Origin of the sequence: Actinosynnema sp. NPDC050801 (genome assembly GCF_040673975.1) — a bacterium.
Taxonomy (GTDB): domain Bacteria; phylum Actinomycetota; class Actinomycetes; order Mycobacteriales; family Pseudonocardiaceae; genus Actinosynnema.
On sequence record NZ_JBFAQZ010000008.1, the window covers coordinates 169067 to 189086 of the forward strand.

The 20020-nt window shown below is 72.5% G+C and carries 15 protein-coding genes and 1 riboswitch; of the genes, 8 read left to right on the forward strand and 7 right to left on the reverse strand.

Going from position 1 to position 20020, the window contains the following annotated elements; genetic code table 11:
- Nucleotides 1-49: 49 nt before the first annotated feature.
- Nucleotides 50-712 carry a hypothetical protein gene (locus tag AB0K14_RS20050; RefSeq protein ID WP_360451367.1) on the forward strand — a complete coding sequence of 221 codons (663 nt, stop codon included), beginning with the start codon at nt 50-52 and terminating at the stop codon, nt 710-712.
- Here AB0K14_RS20050 and AB0K14_RS20055 read toward each other — a convergent pair.
- The 5 genes from AB0K14_RS20055 to AB0K14_RS20075 are packed head-to-tail and all read right to left on the reverse strand — an operon-like array spanning nt 657 to nt 6403.
- A complete protein-coding gene (locus AB0K14_RS20055) occupies nt 657-1667 on the reverse strand; it encodes an ECF transporter S component (RefSeq protein ID WP_360451369.1) in 1011 nt (336 codons plus the stop codon). The genes AB0K14_RS20050 and AB0K14_RS20055 overlap by 56 nt on opposite strands.
- A complete protein-coding gene (locus AB0K14_RS20060) occupies nt 1622-3223 on the reverse strand; it encodes an ATP-binding cassette domain-containing protein (protein ID WP_360451372.1) in 1602 nt (533 codons plus the stop codon). Before AB0K14_RS20060 ends, AB0K14_RS20055 begins: the two co-directional genes overlap by 46 nt.
- Nucleotides 3220-4281: a CbiQ family ECF transporter T component gene (locus tag AB0K14_RS20065; RefSeq protein WP_360451375.1), complete on the reverse strand. Its 1062-nt coding sequence runs from the start codon at nt 4279-4281 to the stop codon at nt 3220-3222. Before AB0K14_RS20065 ends, AB0K14_RS20060 begins: the two co-directional genes overlap by 4 nt.
- The gene (locus AB0K14_RS20070; protein ID WP_360451377.1) at nt 4278-5102 is read right to left on the reverse strand and encodes a hypothetical protein; all 825 of its coding nucleotides are present in this window, start codon (nt 5100-5102) and stop codon (nt 4278-4280) included. Before AB0K14_RS20070 ends, AB0K14_RS20065 begins: the two co-directional genes overlap by 4 nt.
- The gene (locus AB0K14_RS20075) at nt 5099-6403 is read right to left on the reverse strand and encodes a prenyltransferase/squalene oxidase repeat-containing protein (RefSeq protein WP_360451380.1); all 1305 of its coding nucleotides are present in this window, start codon (nt 6401-6403) and stop codon (nt 5099-5101) included. Before AB0K14_RS20075 ends, AB0K14_RS20070 begins: the two co-directional genes overlap by 4 nt.
- Before the next feature lie 84 nt (nt 6404-6487).
- Nucleotides 6488-6611: riboswitch (cobalamin riboswitch) on the reverse strand.
- 92 nt (nt 6612-6703) lie between these two features.
- Here AB0K14_RS20075 and AB0K14_RS20080 point away from each other — a divergent pair.
- From AB0K14_RS20080 to AB0K14_RS20100, 5 genes are all read left to right on the forward strand, one after another.
- A complete protein-coding gene (locus AB0K14_RS20080) occupies nt 6704-7963 on the forward strand; it encodes a cytochrome P450 (RefSeq protein WP_360451383.1) in 1260 nt (419 codons plus the stop codon).
- 393 nt (nt 7964-8356) lie between these two features.
- A complete protein-coding gene (locus AB0K14_RS20085) occupies nt 8357-9538 on the forward strand; it encodes a S8 family peptidase (protein WP_360451386.1) in 1182 nt (393 codons plus the stop codon).
- A gap of 167 nt (nt 9539-9705) precedes the next feature.
- Nucleotides 9706-9948, forward strand: a complete 243-nt coding sequence (locus AB0K14_RS20090) for a hypothetical protein (protein WP_360451389.1) — start codon at nt 9706-9708, stop codon at nt 9946-9948.
- A 50-nt stretch (nt 9949-9998) separates the two neighbouring features.
- On the forward strand, nt 9999-12383 hold the full coding sequence (locus AB0K14_RS20095; protein WP_360451392.1) for a PEP/pyruvate-binding domain-containing protein: 2385 nt from the start codon (nt 9999-10001) through the stop codon (nt 12381-12383).
- A 109-nt stretch (nt 12384-12492) separates the two neighbouring features.
- Nucleotides 12493-13644: a cellulose-binding domain-containing protein gene (locus AB0K14_RS20100; protein ID WP_360451395.1), complete on the forward strand. Its 1152-nt coding sequence runs from the start codon at nt 12493-12495 to the stop codon at nt 13642-13644.
- Between the two features lie 46 nt (nt 13645-13690).
- On the opposite strand, the gene AB0K14_RS20105 is transcribed toward AB0K14_RS20100, so the two are convergent.
- Entirely contained in the window at nt 13691-15568 is a 1878-nt protein-coding gene (locus AB0K14_RS20105) for a S8 family peptidase (RefSeq protein ID WP_360451398.1), read from the reverse strand.
- A gap of 360 nt (nt 15569-15928) precedes the next feature.
- Nucleotides 15929-18190 carry an excinuclease ABC subunit UvrA gene (locus tag AB0K14_RS20110; protein ID WP_360451791.1) on the reverse strand — a complete coding sequence of 754 codons (2262 nt, stop codon included), beginning with the start codon at nt 18188-18190 and terminating at the stop codon, nt 15929-15931.
- Nucleotides 18191-18266: 76 nt separating this feature from the next.
- Here AB0K14_RS20110 and AB0K14_RS20115 point away from each other — a divergent pair, with 76 nt between their 5' ends.
- Together AB0K14_RS20115 and AB0K14_RS20120 are read left to right on the forward strand one after the other, a co-directional pair.
- Nucleotides 18267-19049: a TetR/AcrR family transcriptional regulator gene (locus AB0K14_RS20115; protein WP_360451401.1), complete on the forward strand. Its 783-nt coding sequence runs from the start codon at nt 18267-18269 to the stop codon at nt 19047-19049.
- A gap of 175 nt (nt 19050-19224) precedes the next feature.
- The gene (locus AB0K14_RS20120; RefSeq protein ID WP_360451404.1) at nt 19225-19995 is read left to right on the forward strand and encodes a putative protein N(5)-glutamine methyltransferase; all 771 of its coding nucleotides are present in this window, start codon (nt 19225-19227) and stop codon (nt 19993-19995) included.
- Nucleotides 19996-20020 lie beyond the last annotated feature (25 nt).

Genomic DNA, 20020 nt, shown 5'->3' on the forward strand with positions numbered 1-20020 from the left:
CTGCGACCCCTCGGCGTTGCTAAACCTTCCTGAGGGGGAGGAGGCCACCGTGCCGAGAGGTTTCTACACCGACGACAGGGGCCGCGTGCGGCCCGTCGCCGGCGGGGGCAGACGGAGCAGGTCGGCGCTGCTGGCCGGGCTGGTCGCGCTCAGCGCGGTCGGGTACGGGGGAGCGGTCGGCCTGAGCGCGGGCGGTTCCGGTGGTGGCGGTCCGGGGCTGGGCGTGGAGGCGCGCAAGGCCGAGGGCGAAGAACTCGCCCGGCGGGGCGACGCCGAGGGCGCCTGGCGGCGGATGGGGTTGCGCGAGCTCAAGCGGACCGAGAAGCAGCAGGCCGACTGCGTGGCGGCGTCGTTCGGCGGCGTGCGCGAGTTCCTGCGGCGGACCGGGTGCACGTCGATGGACCGGGTGCTGTTCGCCGTCGGGGACGACGCGGGCAACTCGGCGGTGATCGCGGTGGCCTGGGTCGGGTTCGACTCGCGGGGTGACGCGCGGGAGTTCCAGGACGTCGTGGACGCGCCGGGCACCGGTGACGTGAAACCGCTCGGCGCGGCGCAGGTCGGCCTGGCGGACATCGCGTTCAGCGGCGCCAACTACGGCTCGGGTCGGGACCGGACCACGGTCACCGTCGCCGAGGCCGAGATCGCCACCGGCTACCTCACCCCGGAGGTGCTGGACGCGTTGGCGGAGGTGGCGGCACAGCTGCCCCGCTGACCGGAGGATCGCCGACCGGAGAGTCGCCGACCGGAGAGTCGCCGACCGGAGGTTCTCCTACCGGAGAATCGCTGACCGGAGGATCGCCGACCTGGGGACCGCCGGCCGGAGAACCGCCGAACGCGGGATCACCGAACGCGGGATCGCCGAACGACGCCCTGCGGGCGGCGCGGCGCAACGTGCGCAGCAGCACCGGGCCGGTGACCAGCACCAGGACCGTGGTGGTGACCGCGCGGCCGATGTCCCAGCCGAAGGACGTGGCCAGGCTGAACGCCACCACGCGCACCAGGTTGTCCAGGATCGGCGCACCGGGCTGGAAGGACAACGACGTGCTGCCCGCGCTCAACGCGAACGGCCAGAACGACAGGTTCAGCAGCAGCCCGTAGACCAGGGACGCGACGGCGCTGTACGCGGCGAGCACCGCGAGTTCCGCCCTGCCCCGCAGCGGGGGCAGCAGCCCCGCGCCCAGCGCCACCCACGCCGCGCCCAGCATCTGGTACGGCAGCCACGGCCCGACGCCGCCGGTGAGCAGGGCGGACGCGAACAGCATGGTGTTGCCGAGCACGAACCCGAACCCCGGCCCGAACACCCGGCCACCGAGCACGAGCAGGAAGAACACCGTCTCGACACCCGCCGTGCCCGCGCCGAGCGGCCGGATCGCCGCGCCCAGCGCGGACAGCACGCCCAGCATCGCCACCGCCTTCGCGTCCAGCCCGCCCTCGCTGAGCTCCGCCAGCACCACGGCCAGCACGAGCGGCAGGAGCAGCGCGAACGTCCACGGCGCGCTCACGCCCCGCGCGATGGCGGCGTCGGGTGAGACCAGCAACGGCCACCCGAACGCGACCACGCTGATCGCCGCCGCCACGGCCAGGGCGAGCGTGGCGCGGGGCCGGACGCGGATCGGCCGGTTCACCGCGCCGCCAGGGCCGCGCGCACGTCCGCCACGGTCAGCCACGGCCGCGGCGCGAGCACCTTCGCCACCTGCGGCGAGAACACGGGGGACGCGGTGACCACCTCGGCGGTCGGGCCGTCGGCCACCACCTCGCCCTCGGCCAGCACGACCACCCGGCTCGCGTACTCGGCCACGAACTCCACATCGTGCGTCGCCAGCACGATCGCGTGACCGTCGTCGGCGAGCGCGCGCAACGCCGCGGCCAGCCGGGTCTTGGCCGGGTAGTCCAGGCCGCGGGTCGGCTCGTCCAGCAGCACCACGCGCGGCGACGGGGTGAGTGCCACCGCCAGCACCAGCGCGAGCCGTTGCCCCTCGGACAGGTCACGCGGGTGCCGGTCGTCCGGGATGCCCGGCGCGAGCCGGTCCAGCAACTCCCGGCACGTGCCGGGCGGCCTGCCGGACTCGCGGTCGGACTGCGCGCACTCGCCGCCGACCGTGTGCAGGTACAGCAGGTCACCGGGTTGCTGCGGGACCAGGCCGACGGCCTTGCGGCGCGGACCGGGCTTGAGGGTCGCCGGGTCGACGCCGTCCACCGCGACCTCGCCGCCGGACCGCTTGCCGGTGCCCTGCACCGCCCACAGCAGGCTCGACTTGCCCGACCCGTTGCGCCCCATCACCGCTACCCGCTCACCCGCGCCGACGCTCAACGACACACCGCGCACCGCGTCCACAGTGGAGTACCGAACCCGCAGGTCGCGTGCGCGCACCACCTCCGCGGAGGGTGCCGAGGCCACCGCGGGCGGTTCGCCGAGGCGGTCGCGCAACGGACCGGCCAGCCGCCGCGCGTCCCGGATCGACACCGGCACCGGTTCCCACCCGGCCAGCTGACCCAGCCGCACCACGGGCGGCGCGACGGGCGCCTCCGCCAGCACCGGGCCGGGTTCGCCGGTGACCGGCGGCAGACCACCGCCGGGCAGCCACACCACGCGGTCGGCGTACTGCGCGACCCGTTCCAGCCGGTGTTCGGCGATCACCACGGTCATGCCCAGGTCGTGCACCAGCCGGTGCAGCGCGGCCAGCACGTCCTCCGCCGCACCGGGGTCCAGCGCCGAGGTCGGCTCGTCCAGCACCAGCACCCGAGGGTGGGCGGTGAGGGCGGCACCGACGGCCACCCGTTGCTGCTGCCCGCCGGACAACGTCGCCAGCGGCCGGTGCCGCAGGTCGGCCAGGCCGAGCAGGTCCAACGTCTCCTCGACCCGCTTGCGCATCACCGGGTTGGGCAGCGCCAGCGACTCCATCGAGTACGCCAGCTCCTCCTCGACCGAATCGGTGACGAACCCGGCCTGCGGGTCCTGCGCCACCATGCCGACCACGTCGGCCAGCTCGCGCGGCGGGTGGTCGCGGGTGTCGCGGCCCGCCACCACGACCCGACCGGTGAGCGTGCCGCCGGTGAAGTGCGGCACCAGGCCGTTGACCGCGCGCAGCAGCGTGGACTTGCCCGATCCGGTGCGCCCGACCACCAGGCACAGCTCGCCCTCGGGCACGTGCAGGTCCACCCCGGCCAACGCGGGCGCGGTGGCGTCGCGGTAGGTGACAGAGACGTTCTCGAACCGGATCACGTGTCCACCCTGTTCCTGACGACCACCACGGGCGCGAGCGCGCACAGCAGGCCGATCGCCGGCAGCAACGGCAGTCCGGGCGCGACCAGCGGCACCGTGCCCGGCGTCAACGCGGCCCCGCCGAGACCGTCCGGCGCCAGGAACGTCGCCAGCATCGCGACCAGGCCGGACGCGACGATCAGCAGCTCGCGCGGACCCCACCGGTCCGGTCGGTACCGGCTGCGCCGCACCCGCCGCGAACCGGTCCACAGGCCCGCGACCGCCAGCACCGAGCCCGCGGCCAGCACCGGCGTCGCCACCGCGCCCGGCGTGCTGCCGCCGAGCAGCCCGAACGCCCCGACGCACAGCCCGACCAGCCCACCGAGCACCAGCACGCCGGTCACCACCCTGGTCCGCCTCGGCAACCCCGCCGCCCGGCCGTACCCGCGCGAGTCCATCGCCGCGGCCAACTCCAGGGACCGCTCGAACGCGTCCTCCAGCACCGGCACCATCAGCACCCGCATCGCCTTCACCCCGCGCACCGCGTCACCCCGCAACGCCCTGGCCCGGCGCACCGAGCGCGCGCTGGCCACCAGTTGCGGTGCCACCGTCAACGCCACCACCACCGCCACGCTCACCTCGTACAACGCGGCCGGCAGCGACCGCAGCAGCCGCTTGGCGTTGGCCAGCGCGTTCGCCGCGCCCACGCAGCACAGCAACGTCGCCAGCTGGAGCCCTTGGTACAGCGCGAAAGCGAGCCCTTCCGCGCTGACCGGTCCGCCCAGCCGGATGCCCTTCATCCACTCCGGCAACGGGATCTCGGGCAACGTCACCAGCACCGTCGGCCCGCCGACCCCGCCGAGCAGCACGTGCAGCACCACGCGGATGGCGATCACCACGAGGGCGAACTTGAGGAACACGCCGTAGGCGCTCGCCCACGGCGTGTCCTCGCGGCACGACACGGCCACGTACCCGGCGACCGCGATCACCAACGCCAGCAGCAGCGGGTTGGTGGTGCGGCTGGCGACGGCGGCCAGGCACAACGCCCACAGCCACCAGGCGCCGGGGTGCAGCCTCACTCCGCCGCCTTGGCGCGCCGTCGCGCGGTGGCGATGCCCAGGCCGGCCAGCGCGGCGATCACCGCGATCCCGACCACCAGCCCGACCGTGCCGCCGGACGACGTGTCGGCCGTCGGCCGCACCGCCACCGCGGTCGGGCTCGACGAGCCGGCCGTGGAGGTCGACCCGGGCGTGGTGCTGCCCGCCGACGTCCCGGAAGAGGACGGCGCGGTCGTGGTCGCCCCGGTCGCCTCGGTCGTCGTGGTCGGTGCGGCGGTCTGCGACTGCCGGGTGGGCTGCTGCGCCGGTTGACCGGGCTGGGGTTGCGGCGCCGGTGGCACGGGCCCGCCCGGCTCGGGCGCGGGGGGTTGCGGCGCCGGCCGGGTCGGTTCCGGCGCGGGCGCCGGTGGCGCGATGCCCGGCTGTTCGCCCGCGCCGAACGACCAGCCCTCGACGCTGCCCGGCGCGGGGTCGTGCGCGCTCGCGCTCGTGCCGCTGTAGACCCACGACCCGCCGGGTTGACCGTGCCAGTAGCCCCAGTACGCCGTGGGCGGCGAGGCGGCGACGCACGGGTCGCTGCCCGGCCGGCCGTTGATCCGGCACACGAAGCCCGGCTGCCGCGCCGCGAACGTGTAGCCGAACCCGGCGCCGCTCAGCGCGGCCGTGCCCGAGGCCGGGTCACCCGGCGCGCAGCCCGTCTGCACGCCGCCGCCCAGCGAGCGGAAGTCCACGACCACCGTGACGCCCGCGCAGTCCGCCGCGCGGGCGGTCACCGGTGCGTTCAGCATCGCGAGCCCCATGACGGCCAACGCCGTCGGCACGCGCCGCCACCGGCTCGTCACCTGCGTGCGCCCGCGTACCGCTTGCGCGCCAGCACGACCGCGAGCACGCCGCCCACCAGCAGCAACACGCCGATCCACAGCGTCGGGCCGACGGCCGCGCCGGTGCGGGCCAGGGTGCCGCGGTTGGCGACCACGGCCACCGCCGCGGTCGTGGTGGTCGTGGTGGCGGCGGTCGTCCCGGTGGTGGAGGTGGTGGTCGTCGTGGCCGTCGTCGTAGTCGAGGTGGTCGTCGTGGACGAACTCGGGGAGGTCGTGGTGGCCGAGCAGTCGAGCACCGGCGCGCCCGGTTCGCCGCCCTCGGCGGTCAGGTCCGCGAAACCGACGCCGACCAGCCCGAGCACGCCCTGGGCGCTCGCCCGCAGCGACGTGGACTGCGTGAAGCCCGCCTTGTCGAACGCGATCGCGCCCTGGTCGGCCGCCGGAGCCGTGCAACCGACCTGCAACGACCTCAGGAACTTCGCCGCCAGGTCCGCGGCGGCGGTGCGGCCGCCCGCGCGCAGTGCCTGCGCCGCGAGTCCGGTGCTGTTGGCGTTGCCCTCGTCGGTCCTGCCCTCGTCGCGGAACCCGCCGCCGGGGTGCTGCACGCCGGTCAGCCAGTCCAGCGCCCTGCCCGCCTCGGCCGTCCGGTCTACCGCGAGCAACGCCTGCGCGACCATCGCCGTGGCGTCCACGTGGGACGCGCAGGTCGCGGCCTCCAGGACCAGCGGGAACCCGCCGTCCGGGCACTGGGCGCCGACGAGGTAGTCGACGGCGGCCTTCGGCGCGCCCTCCCAGCGGTCCAGCGCGAGCACCGCGAAGGCCTGGGTGAAGCCGTTGGAGTAGTCGCCGTCCTGCGACTTGTCCTTGAACCGGCCGGACGGCGCCTGCAGCGCGGTGAGACCCGTGATCAGGTCGACGCCGCCGAAGTCTGTCGGGTCCTGGCCGCGCACCTGCGCCGCCAGCGCCAGCTTGGCGTGCGCGCCCGCGAAGGACTGGGCGGCGTCGCCGAAGTGCAGGTAGTTGTCGATCACCTCGGGCTCGGCGACCCAGGCGGCGGCCCGGTCCGCGCTGTCGGACGCGACGCCGGCCGCGGTGAAGGCGAACAGCGCGTCCAGCGTGAGGCCCTGGTCGGGGTAGGCGACGCCCTCGAACACGATCTCGAAGTGGTCGCCGTCGACGAGTTGCCGGGCGAGCCACCCGGCGGCGGCGTCGCTCACGTCGGCCGTCGGCACGGCCGGCGCCTCACCCCGGGCGGCGGGAGCCGACGCGAGCGCGGCGACAGCGGCGGTGGCGATGACGGCGGCGGTCCGTCTCAACGACATGTTCGGCCTTTCCGAGGCGTGGGCGGACCCCGGACAGCCGTGATCGACTTCCCCCGGGCTCCGACCCGTTGACCTCGACGGTGTCAGGAGCGTGGCACGCGCGACGGGTGTTCGGGCTCGTCCCGGGTGGGACCTACCGTTGCGGGTCAGCGCCGGATTTCGACCGGCTTCCCCCGTTTCACGCGCGATTGCCGATCGTCTGTCACGGGCCATGGCGTGTCAATCCGCCTCTAGCGCGATGCTGCTCACCCCTACGTACGGTTACCGTCGGTCATTCGACCTGGGGAAGAGGGGTGTTCGATGACGACTCTGGCGTCCGTGCGCGACGGCTTGGTGGCGTGGGTCGCACGGCGTTCGGCGACGCGGTGGGTGCTGGGCAAGATCGGTTCGCGGGCGTTTGCGCTGCTCCCGGACCGTGCGCTGGTTCCGCTGAAGCGGGACGGGGTGGTGCCGGTCGCCGAGCTGGAGCGGATGCGGGAGGCCGGCGCGGTGCATCGGATCCCGGTGCCGTTCGGCTTGCGCGTGTGGTTGGTCACCGGTCAGGACGAAGCCAAGAAGGTGCTTTCCGACACAGGTGCGTTCAGCAACGACTACGCCCGGCTCGGCGCCGCGGTCGGTCGGGTCGAGCAGTCGCCCGGCGGTCTCGGCTTCGCCGACCCGCCCGACCACACCCGGCTGCGCAAGCTGCTCACGCCGGAGTTCACCATGCGCAGGCTGTCACGGCTGGTGCCGCGCATCGACGCGATCGTCACCGAGCGGCTGGACGCCATGGAGGCCGCCGACGGGCCGGTCGACCTGGTCGAGGAGTTCGCGCTGCCGATCCCGTCGCTGACGATCTGCGAGCTGCTGGGCGTGCCCTATGAGGACCGCGACCGGTTCCAGGAGCTCGCGGCGGCGCGGTTCGACCTGTTCGGCAACGCGGGGCAGGCCTTGGGCGCGATCTCCGAGTCGCTGTCCTACATGGAGGAGATCGTGCGCCGCGAGCGCCGGTCGCCGGGTGACGGGCTGATCGGTTCGATCATCCGCCAGCACGGCGACGACGTGAGCGACGTCGAGCTGGCCGGTCTGGCCGACGGCGTGCTGACCGGGGGGTTCGACACGACGGCGTCGATGCTCGCGCTGGGCGCGATCGTGCTGCTGAAGGACGACGCCGCGCGTGCGGCGATGCGTGACGACGACGCGGCCGCCGCGCCGATGGTCGAGGAGCTGCTGCGGCACCTGAGCGTGGTGCAGGTGGCGTTCCCGCGGTTCGCCCGGCACCCGTTGCTGGTCGGCGACCAGCAGATCGAGGAGGGGGACGTCGTCGTGGTGTCGCTGTCGGCGGCCAACCGCGAGGACGTGTCCGACTTCGACCCGAGCCGCCCGACGTCGTCGCACCTGGCGTTCGGGCACGGCGCGCACCGCTGCGTGGGCGCGGAGCTGGCGCGGCTGGAGCTGCGCGCCGCGTACCCGGCCCTCCTGCGCCGGTTCCCCCGGCTGCGCCTGGCCGACGAGCGGCCCGCGTTCCGCACCGCGTCGATCGTCCACGGTGTCGACTCGCTGCTCGTGCACACGCGCTGAGCGTCGGTGCCGGACGCGCTGAGCGTCGAACCGCGCTGAGCATCGAACCGCGCTGGGCGTGGAACCGGGCTGAGCGTCGAACTCGGGTGCGCCGGACGTAGGACTCTCGCGTGCTGGACGTAGGACTCTCGCGAGAGTCCTACGTCCAGCACCCGTGTGTCGCACTGCGCCGGTCGGCACCCGCCTAGCGCCCACCCGAGCGAACCGGGCGTTACCAGTTGTCCGTTATGTCCACCGTGCGTGACGGGCCGGGCGGCCGTTCGGCCGACCTCCGTTGACCATGGCATAACCGCTGGTCAGGCTGCTGGTCTGAATCACGGACGAGTGAGAAGTCGACTCCGTCAACCCTGCGTCGGAGCGCACTCGTCCGGGTTCACCCGAAGGAGCCAACCCGTGCGTCCTCTCCACCGAACACTCGCCGTCCTGGCCGCCGCGACCACCGTCGTCGGGCTCACCACCGGTGCCGCCGCGGCCGAGTCCCCGCACCAGGCGGACATCGTCCTCGCGACGGCGTCCGCGACCGTCCACCCGGTCAAGGACTCCTACATCGTGCTGCTGGACCCGTCCGCGCGCAGCGGTGCGAGCGTGGCCGCGACGGCCGGTGTCACACCGACCCACGTCTGGAACGCCGCGCTCAACGGGTTCGCCGCCAAGCTGACCCCCGCGCAGCTGCGCAAGCTCAGCCGCGACCCGGCGGTCACCACGATCGAACAGGACGTGCTGGTCACCGACGCGCTCGACGCCACCCAGGCCAACCCGCCGTCGTGGGGCATCGACCGGGTCGACCAGCGCAACCTGCCGCTGTCCAAGTCCTACACCTACGCCTACACCGGCGCGGGCGTCCACGCCTACATCATCGACACCGGCATCACGCCGGGCCACGCGGACTACGGCGGCCGGGCCACGTTCGACTACAACGGCTACGACACCAACAACACCGACTGCCACGGCCACGGCACGCACGTCGCCGGCACGATCGGCTCCGCCACCTACGGCATCGCCAAGGGCGTGCGGCTGCACGGCGTGAAGATGATGAGCTGCTCCGGCAGCGCGACCACCACCTCGGCGCTCAACGCGATCAACTGGGTGACGGCCAACCACACCAAGCCGGCCGTGGCGAACACGTCGTGGAACTTCACCGCGTCGGCCGGCCTGGAGACCGCGATCCGCAACATGATCGCCGCGGGCGTCTTCCTGGCCACCTCGGCGGGCAACACCGGCGGCAACTCGTGCGACCGCCTGCCGCGCAAGGTGGAGACGGCCAGCGTGGTGGCGTCCTCCACCAGCACCGACGCCCGTTCGTCCTCCTCCAGCACGGGCGCGTGCGTCGACATCTACGCGCCGGGCAACGCCATCGTCTCGACCGTGCGCACCGGCGGCTCGGGCACGATGAGCGGAACGTCGATGGCGACGCCGCACGTCGCGGGCGTGGCCGCGCTCTACAAGCAGCGGTTCGGCGACCAGCCGTCGGCCACCGTGCACAACTGGCTGAACTCCAGCGCCACGCCGAACGTCGTCAGCGGCGGCGGCACCGGCGGCACGGTCAACCGCCTGCTGTTCACCAACGGCCTGTGACCGCCCCCGGCGCGCGGGGATCACCCCACCCGCGCGCCGGGAACCTACTGGCTTCCGCGCCCGCTGCGCTGATCGGTGCTCGGGTTCACCCGGATCGGCGCGGTAACACGAGGCCGCGTGGAGCGACCTCGTTGGTACATCCCGTCGTCTTGCGGAAGTGATGGGTGATGAGGTCGCCCCAGCTGGTGCTGGTCGCGGGCGCACTCCTCACGGTGACCGCGGCTTCTTGCGGGCTGCGACAGCAGGAGCCCACGCCACCCGTCACCGCGGCCACCCGGCCCACGGTCGACTCGACGCCCACCCTGTCGTCCCCTCGACCCGAACCTCCTGTCGCCGCGCCGGCCGTGTCGAAGCCGACACCGCCGGTGGTGCCGCGGTGCGAAGCGCTCGGCGACCCGCGGACGGCGTGACGATCGCCGCACGTGATCGGCCCGTCGCCGGTCGGTGCAAGGATCGGGGGATGGGAACCACCGCGCTGGTGCTGCCGCTCGCCGATCCCGACGCCGACCTGGAGACCGTCGGCGGGAAGGGTGCCTCGCTGGCCAGGCTCGCCGCGGCGGGTCTGCCCGTGCCGGACGGCTTCCACCTGACCACGCACGCCTACCGCCGGTTCACCGCCGGTCTCGACCTGGAGCTCCGCGCGGGGCAGGCGGACGCGGCCGCCGCGATCGCCGCCGCCTTCGAACGCCGCGACGTGCCCGACGACATCGCCGAGGCCATCCGTGCGGCCCTGCCTCCCGGGCCGGTCGCGGTGCGGTCGTCGGCGACCGCCGAGGACCTGCCGGACCTGTCGTTCGCCGGCCAGCACGACACGTTCCTCGACGTGTCCGGTGACGACGTGCTCGACGCGGTCAAGCGGTGCTGGGCGTCGCTGTGGACGGCACGCGCCATCGCCTACCGCGCCCGCAACGGCATCACCGACGTGGCACTCGCCGTCGTGGTGCAGCGGATGGTCCCCGCGGCCGCGGCCGGTGTGCTGTTCACCGCCAACCCGGTCACCGGCTCGCGGACCGAGACGGTCGTCAACGCCGCGCCCGGCCTCGGTGAGGCCCTGGTCGGCGGCACGGTCACGCCCGACGAGTACGTGGTGTCCGCCGACGGCGTGGTGCGCCGGTCGGGTGGTGCGCTGCTGTCCGACGCGCGGGTGCGGGAACTGGCCGGGCTCGGGGCGCGGATCCAGGACCTCTACGGCGTGCCGGTGGACGTCGAGTGGGCCGTGGCCGACGGTCGGATCGCCGTGCTGCAGGCCCGCCCGATCACGGCGTTGCCCGAGGTCTGGAACGACACCCTGCTCGGCGACTACCTGTGGACGTGCGCGAACCTGCGCGAAGCCGTGCCGAGCGTGATGACGCCCGCGACCTGGTCGTTGGCCCGGGTGCTCGCGCAGCCGCCGATCTCCGGGCACCCGACCTCGGGCAACATCGGCGGCCGCTTCTACCTCAACCTCAGCGTCGCGCTGGCGGTCGGCCGGGCGCTCGGCCTCGGCGGGTTCGCCCTCCGGGCCGTCGAGCAGTACTTCGGCCGCATCCCGGCGGGCGTGCGGGTGCCACCGCTGCCGATGTCACGCCTGGCGGTGCTGCGCGCGGCGGTCGGCGCGGCGCTGCCGTTCCTCCGGCAGGGCCGGGAGTTCCGGGCCAGGATCGACGGCCTGCTGGTGTCCGCCCCGGGTCGGGCCGACCGGCTGCGCGCCGCCTTCCGCGCCGCCACCACGCCCGCCGAGCTGCTCGCGCTGTGGAAGTCCGATGTGGACGAGCTGCTGCACGTGGACGCCAGGGTGTTCGACGCGGGCGCGCGCACCGGCTCCACGGCGTCGGTCAAGGTCCGCCGCCGGTTGGTGGAGCTGGTGGGGGAGGACGACACGACCGCGTTGCTGACCGGCGCGCACGGCGCGGCGGGCGAGCTGGAGAGCCTGGGCCCGGTGCTCGGTCTGGCCCGGCTGCGCCGCGGCGGGATCACCCGCGAGGAGTACGTCCGGCGGCACGGGCACCGGTTCGCCGACGAGTTCGAGGTGTCGGCGCCGCGCCCGGCCGAGGATCCGGCGTGGCCGTACCCCGGCGACATCGGCGTCGACCCCGACGAGCTGTTGGCCCGGCAGGCGGCCGTGCGCGACGCGGCGTGGGACCGGCTGCGCGCCGCCCACCCCGGCAAGGTGACGCGGCTGCGCCGACAGGTGGACGCGCTCGCCGCGCGGGCCCGCGAACGGGAACGGGCCCGGTCGGAGTTCGCCCGGACGTTCGCCGTGCTGCGGGCCTTCCTGGTGCGGGCCGGTGAGGTGACCGGGCACGGCGACGCCCTGTTCTTCCTGCCGATCCAGGACACCGTGCGGGTGCTGGCAGGCGACGGGACGCCGTTGGCGTCGGTGCCCGCACGCCGTGCCGCGTACGACCGCTACCGCGCGCTGCCGCCGTACCCGACGGTGATCCGGGGCCGGTTCGACCCGGAGGCCTGGGCCGCGGACCCGGACCGCAGGTCGGACGTCCACGACGCCTCCGCGGCACCTCCGGGCGACGCCGTGTCCGGGTTCCCCGGCGCGGCGGGCGTCGTGGAGGGCGTGGCGCGGGTGATCCACGACGTCGCCGACGGCGAGGCCCTCGAACGGGGCGAGGTCCTGGTCACCACGGTGACCAACATCGGCTGGACGCCGCTGTTCCCGCGTGCCGCCGCAGTGGTGACCGACGTCGGCGCGCCGCTGTCGCACGCCGCGATCGTCGCGCGCGAGCTGGGCATCCCCGCCGTCGTCGGCTGCGGCAACGCCACCACCCGCATCAAGACCGGCGACCGCGTCCGCGTGGACGGCGGGCGCGGCACCGTGACCGTGCTGGACGCCCCGCTCCCGCCGAGGTAGCCGCCCGGTCGAGTGACCGTTGCGGCAGGCGGGGTATTCCGTTGGGGTGACGGAATCGTTACAGTCGGTTTCTGGGAACGCTCCCAGAAACGACAACGAAGGGGTTGTTGTGCGAAATCTTCTGGCGGCGGTGGCCGCTGTGGTGTCGATAGCCGGGTTGGTGGTGGTCGGCGGGGCCAGCACCGCGGGTGCGGCTCCCGTCTGCGCCGTGGACTACAAGCTCAACCAGTGGTCCACCGGGTTCACCGCCAACGTGACCGTGACCAACCAGTCCGCTCCGGTCACCTCGTGGAAGCTCAGCTGGACGTTCGCCGGCAACCAGGCGATCAGCTCCGGGTGGAGCGCCGACGTGAAGCAGTCCGGCGCGCAGGTGACGGCATCGAGCATGCCGTGGAACGGCACGTTGGCCACGGGCGCGAGCGCCCAGTTCGGGTTCCAGGCCACCTACAGCGGCACGAACGCGACGCCGACCGACTTCGCGTTCAACGGCGTCTCGTGCAGTGGTGACGGCCCGACGAGCACCACCACGACGACGACCACGACCACTACTACGACCACCACGACGACATCGGACGTGCCGGTCGACTGCGGCACCGCGCTGCTGTGCGACGACTTCGAGCAGCAGACCGGGTCGACCCCGTCGGGTCGCTGGACCGTCGGCGCGGCCAACTGCACCGGCCAGGGCACGGTCGCCATCGACAACTCGGTCGCGCACAGCGGCTCGAAGTCGGTGCGGGTCAACGGCGCGTCGGGCTACTGCAACCACATCTTCTTCGGCACCCCGGTGACCGGGTCGTCCACCGTGCACGGCCGGTTCTACGTCCGCCACACCACGGCGCTGCCGCAGCAGCACGTGACGTTCATGGCGATGAAGGACTCCGCCGACGGCGGCAAGGACCTGCGGATGGGCGGCCAGGGCGCGGCGCTGCAGTGGAACCGCGAGTCCGACGACGCCACGCTGCCCGAGCAGAGCCCGGTGGGCGTGTCCAAGAGCAAGCCGCTGCCCACCGGCCAGTGGAACTGCGTGCAGTTCACCGTCGACCCGGCGGGTCGGCTCTCCACGTCGCTGAACGGCGCGGTGGTCGAGGGTCTGGTCGCCGATGGCGTGCCGACGGCCGACGTCGACGCGCAGTGGCTGCGCAAGACGAACTGGCGGCCCGCGGTCACCGACCTGCGGTTGGGCTGGGAGAGCTACGGCGACGGCGCGAACACCCTCTGGTACGACGACGTCGTGGTCGGCAGGTCCCCGATCGCCTGCTGACCGGCGGGGGAGGGCGGGTGTGCTCCCGCCCTCCCCACGCTCGTGATCAGGCCGCGTTCACCGAGACGTCGTCCAGCACGAACGAGGTCTGGTAGGACCAGTCCTCCGTGCCGGTGAAGCTCAGCGTGACGCTCTGACCCGCGTACGCGCCCAGGCTGAAGGTGCGCACCTGGTAGCCGGACGGGTTGAGGTTGGTGTAGGTCGCCAGGGTGGTCGCGCCCGCCTTGACCGTGAAGGTGTCGAACACCTCCGGCTCGTACTCGTCGGTGCTGATCTTCAGCCACAGCGACAGGGTGGTGTTGGCGCAGCCCGCCGGGACGGTGACGGTCTGGGTCAGCGTCTCGGTGTTGCTGTAGCCGTAGCCGCTGATCCACGAGGAGCGGGAGCCGGTGCGCGGAGCGCCGTCGCCGGTCCACGCGGCGATGGTGTGGGTGGCGTTCGACCAGCCGGTCGTGCCGCTCTCGAAGCCGCCGTTGACCACCTTCTCGCCGGGTGCGGCGCACGAGCCGCCGGGCGGGTTGACGGTCCAGGTGAACGTGGTGCTCGCCGACTTGCCCGCGCTGTCGGTCGCCGTGGCGGTGACGGTGTACGTGCCCGCGGTGGTGGGCGTGCCGGAGATCAGGCCGGTGGCCGTGGCGAGCGTCAGGCCGGGCGGCAGGCCGGTGGCCGACCACGTGTACGGCGGCGTGCCGCCGGAGGCCTTCAGCTGGAGGCTGGTGGGGGAGCCGACGGTGCCGGTCTGGTTGCCCGGCGGGGTGACCGACGGGTTGCCGGGGCCGGGGTCGCCGGTGTTGACGAACAGCAGCTGGTTCGGCGAGCCGGTACCCGGGCTGGTGATCTTGTTCGGGGTGGCGTTGCCGATCATGGCGCTCGCGACCTGCGCGGGCGTCAGGGAGGGGGTGGCGCCGAGCAGGACCGCCGCACCACCCGCCACGTGCGGCGCCGCCATGGACGTGCCGCTGATGGTGTTGGTGGCGGTGTCGTTGGTCATCCACGCCGAGGTGATGTTCTGGCCCGGCGCGAAGATGTCGGTGCAGGTGCCGAAGTTCGAGAACGAGGCGCGCGCGTCGGTGTTGGTGGAGGCGTTGACGGTGATCGCCTCGGCGACGCGGGCCGGGGTGAAGTTGCACGCGTTGGCGTTGGAGTTGCCCGACGCGATCGCGTAGGTGACGCCGTCGGCGATGGAGTTGCGGACCGCGGTCTCGCCGGTCGGGTCGCTGCCCTGGCCCCCGAGGCTCATGTTCGCCACGGCCGGGCCGGAGGTGTGGTGGCCGGTGACCCAGTCGATGCCCGCGGCGACGCCGGCGAACGAGCCGGAGCCGGCGCAGTTGAGCACCTTGACCGCGATGAGCCGCACGCCCTTGGCCACGCCGTGGGAGGTGCCGCCGACGGTGCCGGCGACGTGGGTGCCGTGGCCGTTGCAGTCGGTGTTGTTGGTGTCGACGGTGTTGGTGCCCCAGGCGGCCCGGCCACCGAAGTCGGAGTGGGTGGTCCGGATGCCGGTGTCGATGATGTAGGCGGTGACGCCGGTGCCGTCGTTGGGGTAGGTGTAGGACGAGTCCAGCGGCAGGTCGCGCTGGTCGATCCGGTCCAGGCCCCACGACGGCGGGTTCGGCTGCGTCCCGGTCGCCTGGACCTCGCCGTTCTGCTGGACGTAGGCCACGCCGGGCTCGGCGGCCAGGCGACGCGCGTCCTTCTCGGACAGCGTGCCGGCGAAGCCCTGGAGCGCGTGGCGGTAGGTGAAGTCGACCTCGGCGTCGTACTTGGCGCTGAGGTCGGCGGTGAGCGCGTCGACGCTCTGGGTGGACAGCTCGTCGTAGACGACGATGTAGCTGTCCTTGATGGCGGTCGGGTTGGTCGTGCCGAGGATGTCGCCTTCGGCCGCGGCGGGTGTGGCGCCGGTGGCCAGCGCCGTGGCCGTCACCGCGACCGTGGCTAACGCGATCAGGGCTCGTCTGGATCCGCGAACGTCTCCCATTGCAGGGTTCTCCCTCATGCAGGGTTTCCGGCAGACCCGAGAGCGGCACGGGTCGGCCGGGGAGCGGAGGTTCTGCGATCACGTTCGCGCGGACGTGATCGGCAACATTAGAGGAGTGCTCGGGGCCGGACAATCGGCCGGCGGGAGGAACGACCTGCGGTATTCCGAACGACGTCCCGGCCCCGATGGGGTGACCCTCGCCCCACTGGTCAAACCTCTCGATAACTTCAGTGTTGACTAAAAAAGCTCTTCCTCCGGTGCTGGAGCGAACACCGGAGGAAGAGCCCATCAAACCCGCCGGGACGGTCAGGCGCCCACGTAGGTCCGGAGGTGTTGGGCGGTCAGGGTGGAGGCGTTCCCGACCAGCTCGGCCGGGGTGCCGGTGAAGACGATCCGCCCGCCGTCGTGGCCCGCGCCGGGACCGAGGTCGATGATCCAGTCGGCGTGGGCCATGACGGCCTGGTGGTGCTCGATCACGATGACGGTGTTGCCGTCGTCCACGAGCCGGTCGAGCAGGGCGAGCAGCTGGTCGACGTCGGCGAGGTGCAGTCCGGTGGTGGGCTCGTCGAGGATGTAGGTGGACGCCTTCTCGGCCATGTGGATGGCGAGCTTGAGCCGCTGCCGTTCGCCGCCGGACAGGGTGGTGAGGGGTTGGCCGAGGGAGAGGTAGCCGAGGCCGACGTCGACGAGCCGGTCGAGGATGGCCTTGGCCTGCTTCTCGGTGAAGAAGTCGCGGGCCTCGGTGACGGACATGCCGAGGACCTCGCTGATGTTGCGGCCGCGCAGGGTGTGGGTGAGGACTTCGGCGGTGAACCGCTTGCCCTCGCACTCCTCGCAGACGGTGGCGACGCCGGCCATCATCGCGAGGTCGGTGTAGACGAGGCCGATGCCCTTGCACTTGGGGCAGGCGCCTTCGGAGTTGGCGCTGAACAGGGCGGCCTTGACGCCGTTGGCCTTGGCGAAGGCGGTGCGGATGGGGTCGAGCAGGCCGGTGTAGGTGGCGGGGTTGGAGCGCCGTGAGCCGCGGATGGGTGCCTGGTCGACGGTGACGGCGTCGTCGCGGCGGGCGAGGGAGCCGTGGATGAGGGAGCTCTTGCCGGATCCGGCGACGCCGGTGACGACGGTGAGGACGCCGAGGGGGATGTCGACGTCGACGTCCTTGAGGTTGTGGAGGGTGGCGCCGGTGATGGGCAGTCGGCCGGTGGGCGTGCGGACGTGGTCGCGGAGTCGGGCGCGGTGGTCGAGGTGGCGGCCGGTGAGGGTGTCGGAGGCGCGGAGTTGGTCGACGGTGCCGGTGAAGGTGATGTGGCCGCCGTTGACGCCGGCGCCGGGGCCGAGGTCGATGACGTGGTCGGCGATGCCGATGGTCTCGGGTTTGTGCTCGACGACCAGGACGGTGTTGCCCTTGTCGCGCAGGCGGAGCAGGAGGTCGTTCATGCGTTGGATGTCGTGGGGGTGCAGGCCGATGGTGGGTTCGTCGAAGACGTAGGTGACGTCGGTGAGGGCGGAGCCGACGTGGCGGACCATCTTGACGCGTTGGGCCTCGCCGCCGGAGAGGGTGGCGGCGGGTCGGTCGAGGCTGAGGTAACCGAGGCCGATCTCGACGAGGTTGTCGAGGAGTTCCCGGAGGGTGGTGAGCATGGGGCCGACGGAGGGGTCGGTGATCTTGGCGACCCAGTCGGCGAGGTCGCTGATCTGCATGGTGGAGCAGTCGGCGATGTTGCGGCCGTCGATCTTGGCGGAGAGGGCGGCGGCGTTGAGGCGGGCGCCGTGGCAGTCGGGGCACCGGGTGAAGGTGACGGCGCGGTCGACGAAGGCGCGGACGTGGGGTTGCATGGATTCTCGGTCTTTGCCGAGGTAGAGGCGTTGGACCTTGACCAGGAGGCCTTCGTAGGTGACGTTGGTCTTGCCAATTTTGACCTTGGTGGTTTCGCGGTGGAGGAAGGCGTCCCATTCTTCGTCGGTGAAGTCCAGGAGTTTTTTGTCGGGATCGTAGAAGCCTGATTGGACGTAGGTCTGGACGTACCAGTTGTCGACGGTGAAGCCGGGGATGGTGATGGCGCCCTCGGTGAGGGATTTGGTGCGGTCGACGAGTTGGTCGACGTCGACGGCGGAGACGCGGCCGAGGCCTTCGCAGGTGGGGCACATGCCTTCGGGGAGGTTGAAGCTGAAGGCGCCGGAGGTGCCGACGTGGGGTTGGCCGAGTCGGCTGAAGAGGATGCGGAGCATGGTGTTGGCGTCGGTGGCGGTGCCGACGGTGGAGCGTGAGTTGGCGCCCATGCGTTCCTGGTCGACGATGATGGCGGCGCTGAGGTTGCGCAGTGCGTCGACGTCGGGTCGGCCGAGGTTGGGCATGAAGGATTGGATGAACGCGGTGTAGGTCTCGTTGATGAGTCGTTGGGATTCGGCGGCGATGGTGCCGAAGACGAGGGAGGACTTGCCGGAGCCGGAGACGCCGGTGAAGACGGTGAGTCGTCGTTTGGGGATGTCGACGGAGATGTCGGCGAGGTTGTTCTCCCTGGCGCCGCGTACTTGGATGACGTCGTGGCTGTCGGCTGGTGCGGCCATCGCCTGGCTTCCCCCTGGTTTGTTTATGTCGTAAGGTGACGTCGGCACGTTACTTTACGGTGTAAGGGGGCGGCAAGTGGCGGTCTTCGCCGGGCAGGGTGACGCGGGTCGGTCGATGCGGTTGTTGTGGCGTGGGCCCGGTGGGGGTTCGGGCTCGGGGCTGAGCGTGGACGTGATCGTGGACGCGGCGGTCGAGGTGGCGGATCGGGACGGCATGGCGGCGTTGTCGATGCGTGCGGTGGGTGAGCGGTTGGGGCGTTCGGCGATGGCGTTGTACACGTACGTGCCGAGCAAGGCCGAGTTGTTGGACCTGATGTACGACCGGGTGTTGGGGGAGTTGCCGACGGAGTACTCGCTGGAGGGCGGGTGGCGGCCGGCGTTGCGGGCGTGGGCGGAGGACGCGCGGGCGTTCTTCCTGGCGCACCCGTGGGTGTTGCAGGTGTCGCAGGCGCGGCCGGTGTTGGGGCCGAACGAGTTCGCGATGCTGGAGGCGTTGGTGCGGATCCTGTGGTCGACGGGGCTGCGGTCGTCGGTGTTGCGGGGTGTGGTGGGTGCGGTGGTGCAGTTCGTGCGGGGTGCGGCGGGGGTGATCGCGGAGTCGCGGCGGGCGGCGCGGGAGACGGGGATGACCGATGAGGAGTGGTGGTTCGCGCGGGTGGGGGTGTTCGAGGAGGTGGCGCCGGATTTCGCGGAGCGGTTCCCGTTGTCGGCGGTGATCGGTGCGGAGGAGCCGCCGGCGGTGGAGGGGGATGAGTGCGTGCCGTACCTGGAGCGGGATGCGGTGCGGAATTTCGTGACGGGGTTGGACGTGTTGTTGGACGGGGTGGAGGCGGCGGTGGCGCGGGAGGGTGGGGGTTGACCTGCCGGTGGTCGTGGTGGGTGGGGTCGGTGGTGGTGGTTGGGATACGGTGTGGCGGTTCGCGCGGATCGGGGAGGTGAGACCCATTTCTGCTGGTGCACATCGGGTCGCCTCCGGCCGCGTCGTGGTGGGGTAGGGGCGCCCGCGGTTTCTCGCGAGAGGCGTTGCGCGGTCCATGGGTGTCGATGTCGGTGTTGTGGTCGCGCGGTTGCGTGCGGCGGGGTGTGTGTTCGCGGAGGACGAGGCGCGGTTGTTGGTGGCCGCGGCGCGTGGTCCGGAGGAGTTGGAGTCGTTGACGGCGCGGCGGGTGGCCGGGTTGCCGTTGGAGCACGTGGTGGGGTGGGCGGAGTTCTGCGGGTTGCGGGTGGTGGTGGGTCCGGGGGTGTTCGTGCCGCGTCGGCGCACGGAGTTCCTGGTGCGGGTGGCGGTGGGTGTGGCGCGGCCGGGTGCGGTGGTGGTGGACCTGTGTTGTGGTTCGGGTGCGGTGGGTGCCGCGGTGGCGGATCGGGTGGCGGGGGTGGAGTTGCACGCGGTGGACGTGGATCCGGTGGCGGTGCGGTGTGCTCGTCGCAACGTGGGTGCGGGTCGGGTGTACGTGGGTGATCTGTACGGGCCGTTGCCGGTGTCGTTGGTGGGGCGGGTGGGTGTTCTGGTGGCGAACGCGCCTTATGTGCCGACCGGGGCGATCGGGTTGATGCCGCCGGAGGCGCGGGAGCACGAGCCGCGGGTGGCGTTGGACGGTGGGGCGGACGGTCTCGACGTGCAGCGGCGGGTGATCGCGGGTGCGGCGCGGTGGTTGGCGCCGGGTGGGCGGTTGTTGGTGGAGACGGGTGCGGGGCAGGCGTCGGGGACGGCGGAGGCGTTCGCGGCGGGTGGTTTGTGCGCGGAGGTCGTGTCGGACGAGGAGTTGTCGGCGACCGTGGTGATCGGTTCGGTGGTGGCGTAGTCGCTGGTCGCGCCGTTCGCCGAGG

Coding starts and splice junctions, on each gene's coding strand:
- AB0K14_RS20080 (WP_360451383.1), top strand. CDS start 6,704: ATGACGACTCTGGCGTCCGTGCGCGACGGCTTGGTGGCGTGGGTCGCA.
- AB0K14_RS20090 (WP_360451389.1), top strand. CDS start 9,706: ATGAGGTCGCCCCAGCTGGTGCTGGTCGCGGGCGCACTCCTCACGGTG.
- AB0K14_RS20110 (WP_360451791.1), bottom strand. CDS start 18,190: ATGGCCGCACCAGCCGACAGCCACGACGTCATCCAAGTACGCGGCGCC.
- AB0K14_RS20120 (WP_360451404.1), top strand. CDS start 19,225: ATGGGTGTCGATGTCGGTGTTGTGGTCGCGCGGTTGCGTGCGGCGGGG.
- AB0K14_RS20095 (WP_360451392.1), top strand. CDS start 9,999: ATGGGAACCACCGCGCTGGTGCTGCCGCTCGCCGATCCCGACGCCGAC.
- AB0K14_RS20075 (WP_360451380.1), bottom strand. CDS start 6,403: ATGTCGTTGAGACGGACCGCCGCCGTCATCGCCACCGCCGCTGTCGCC.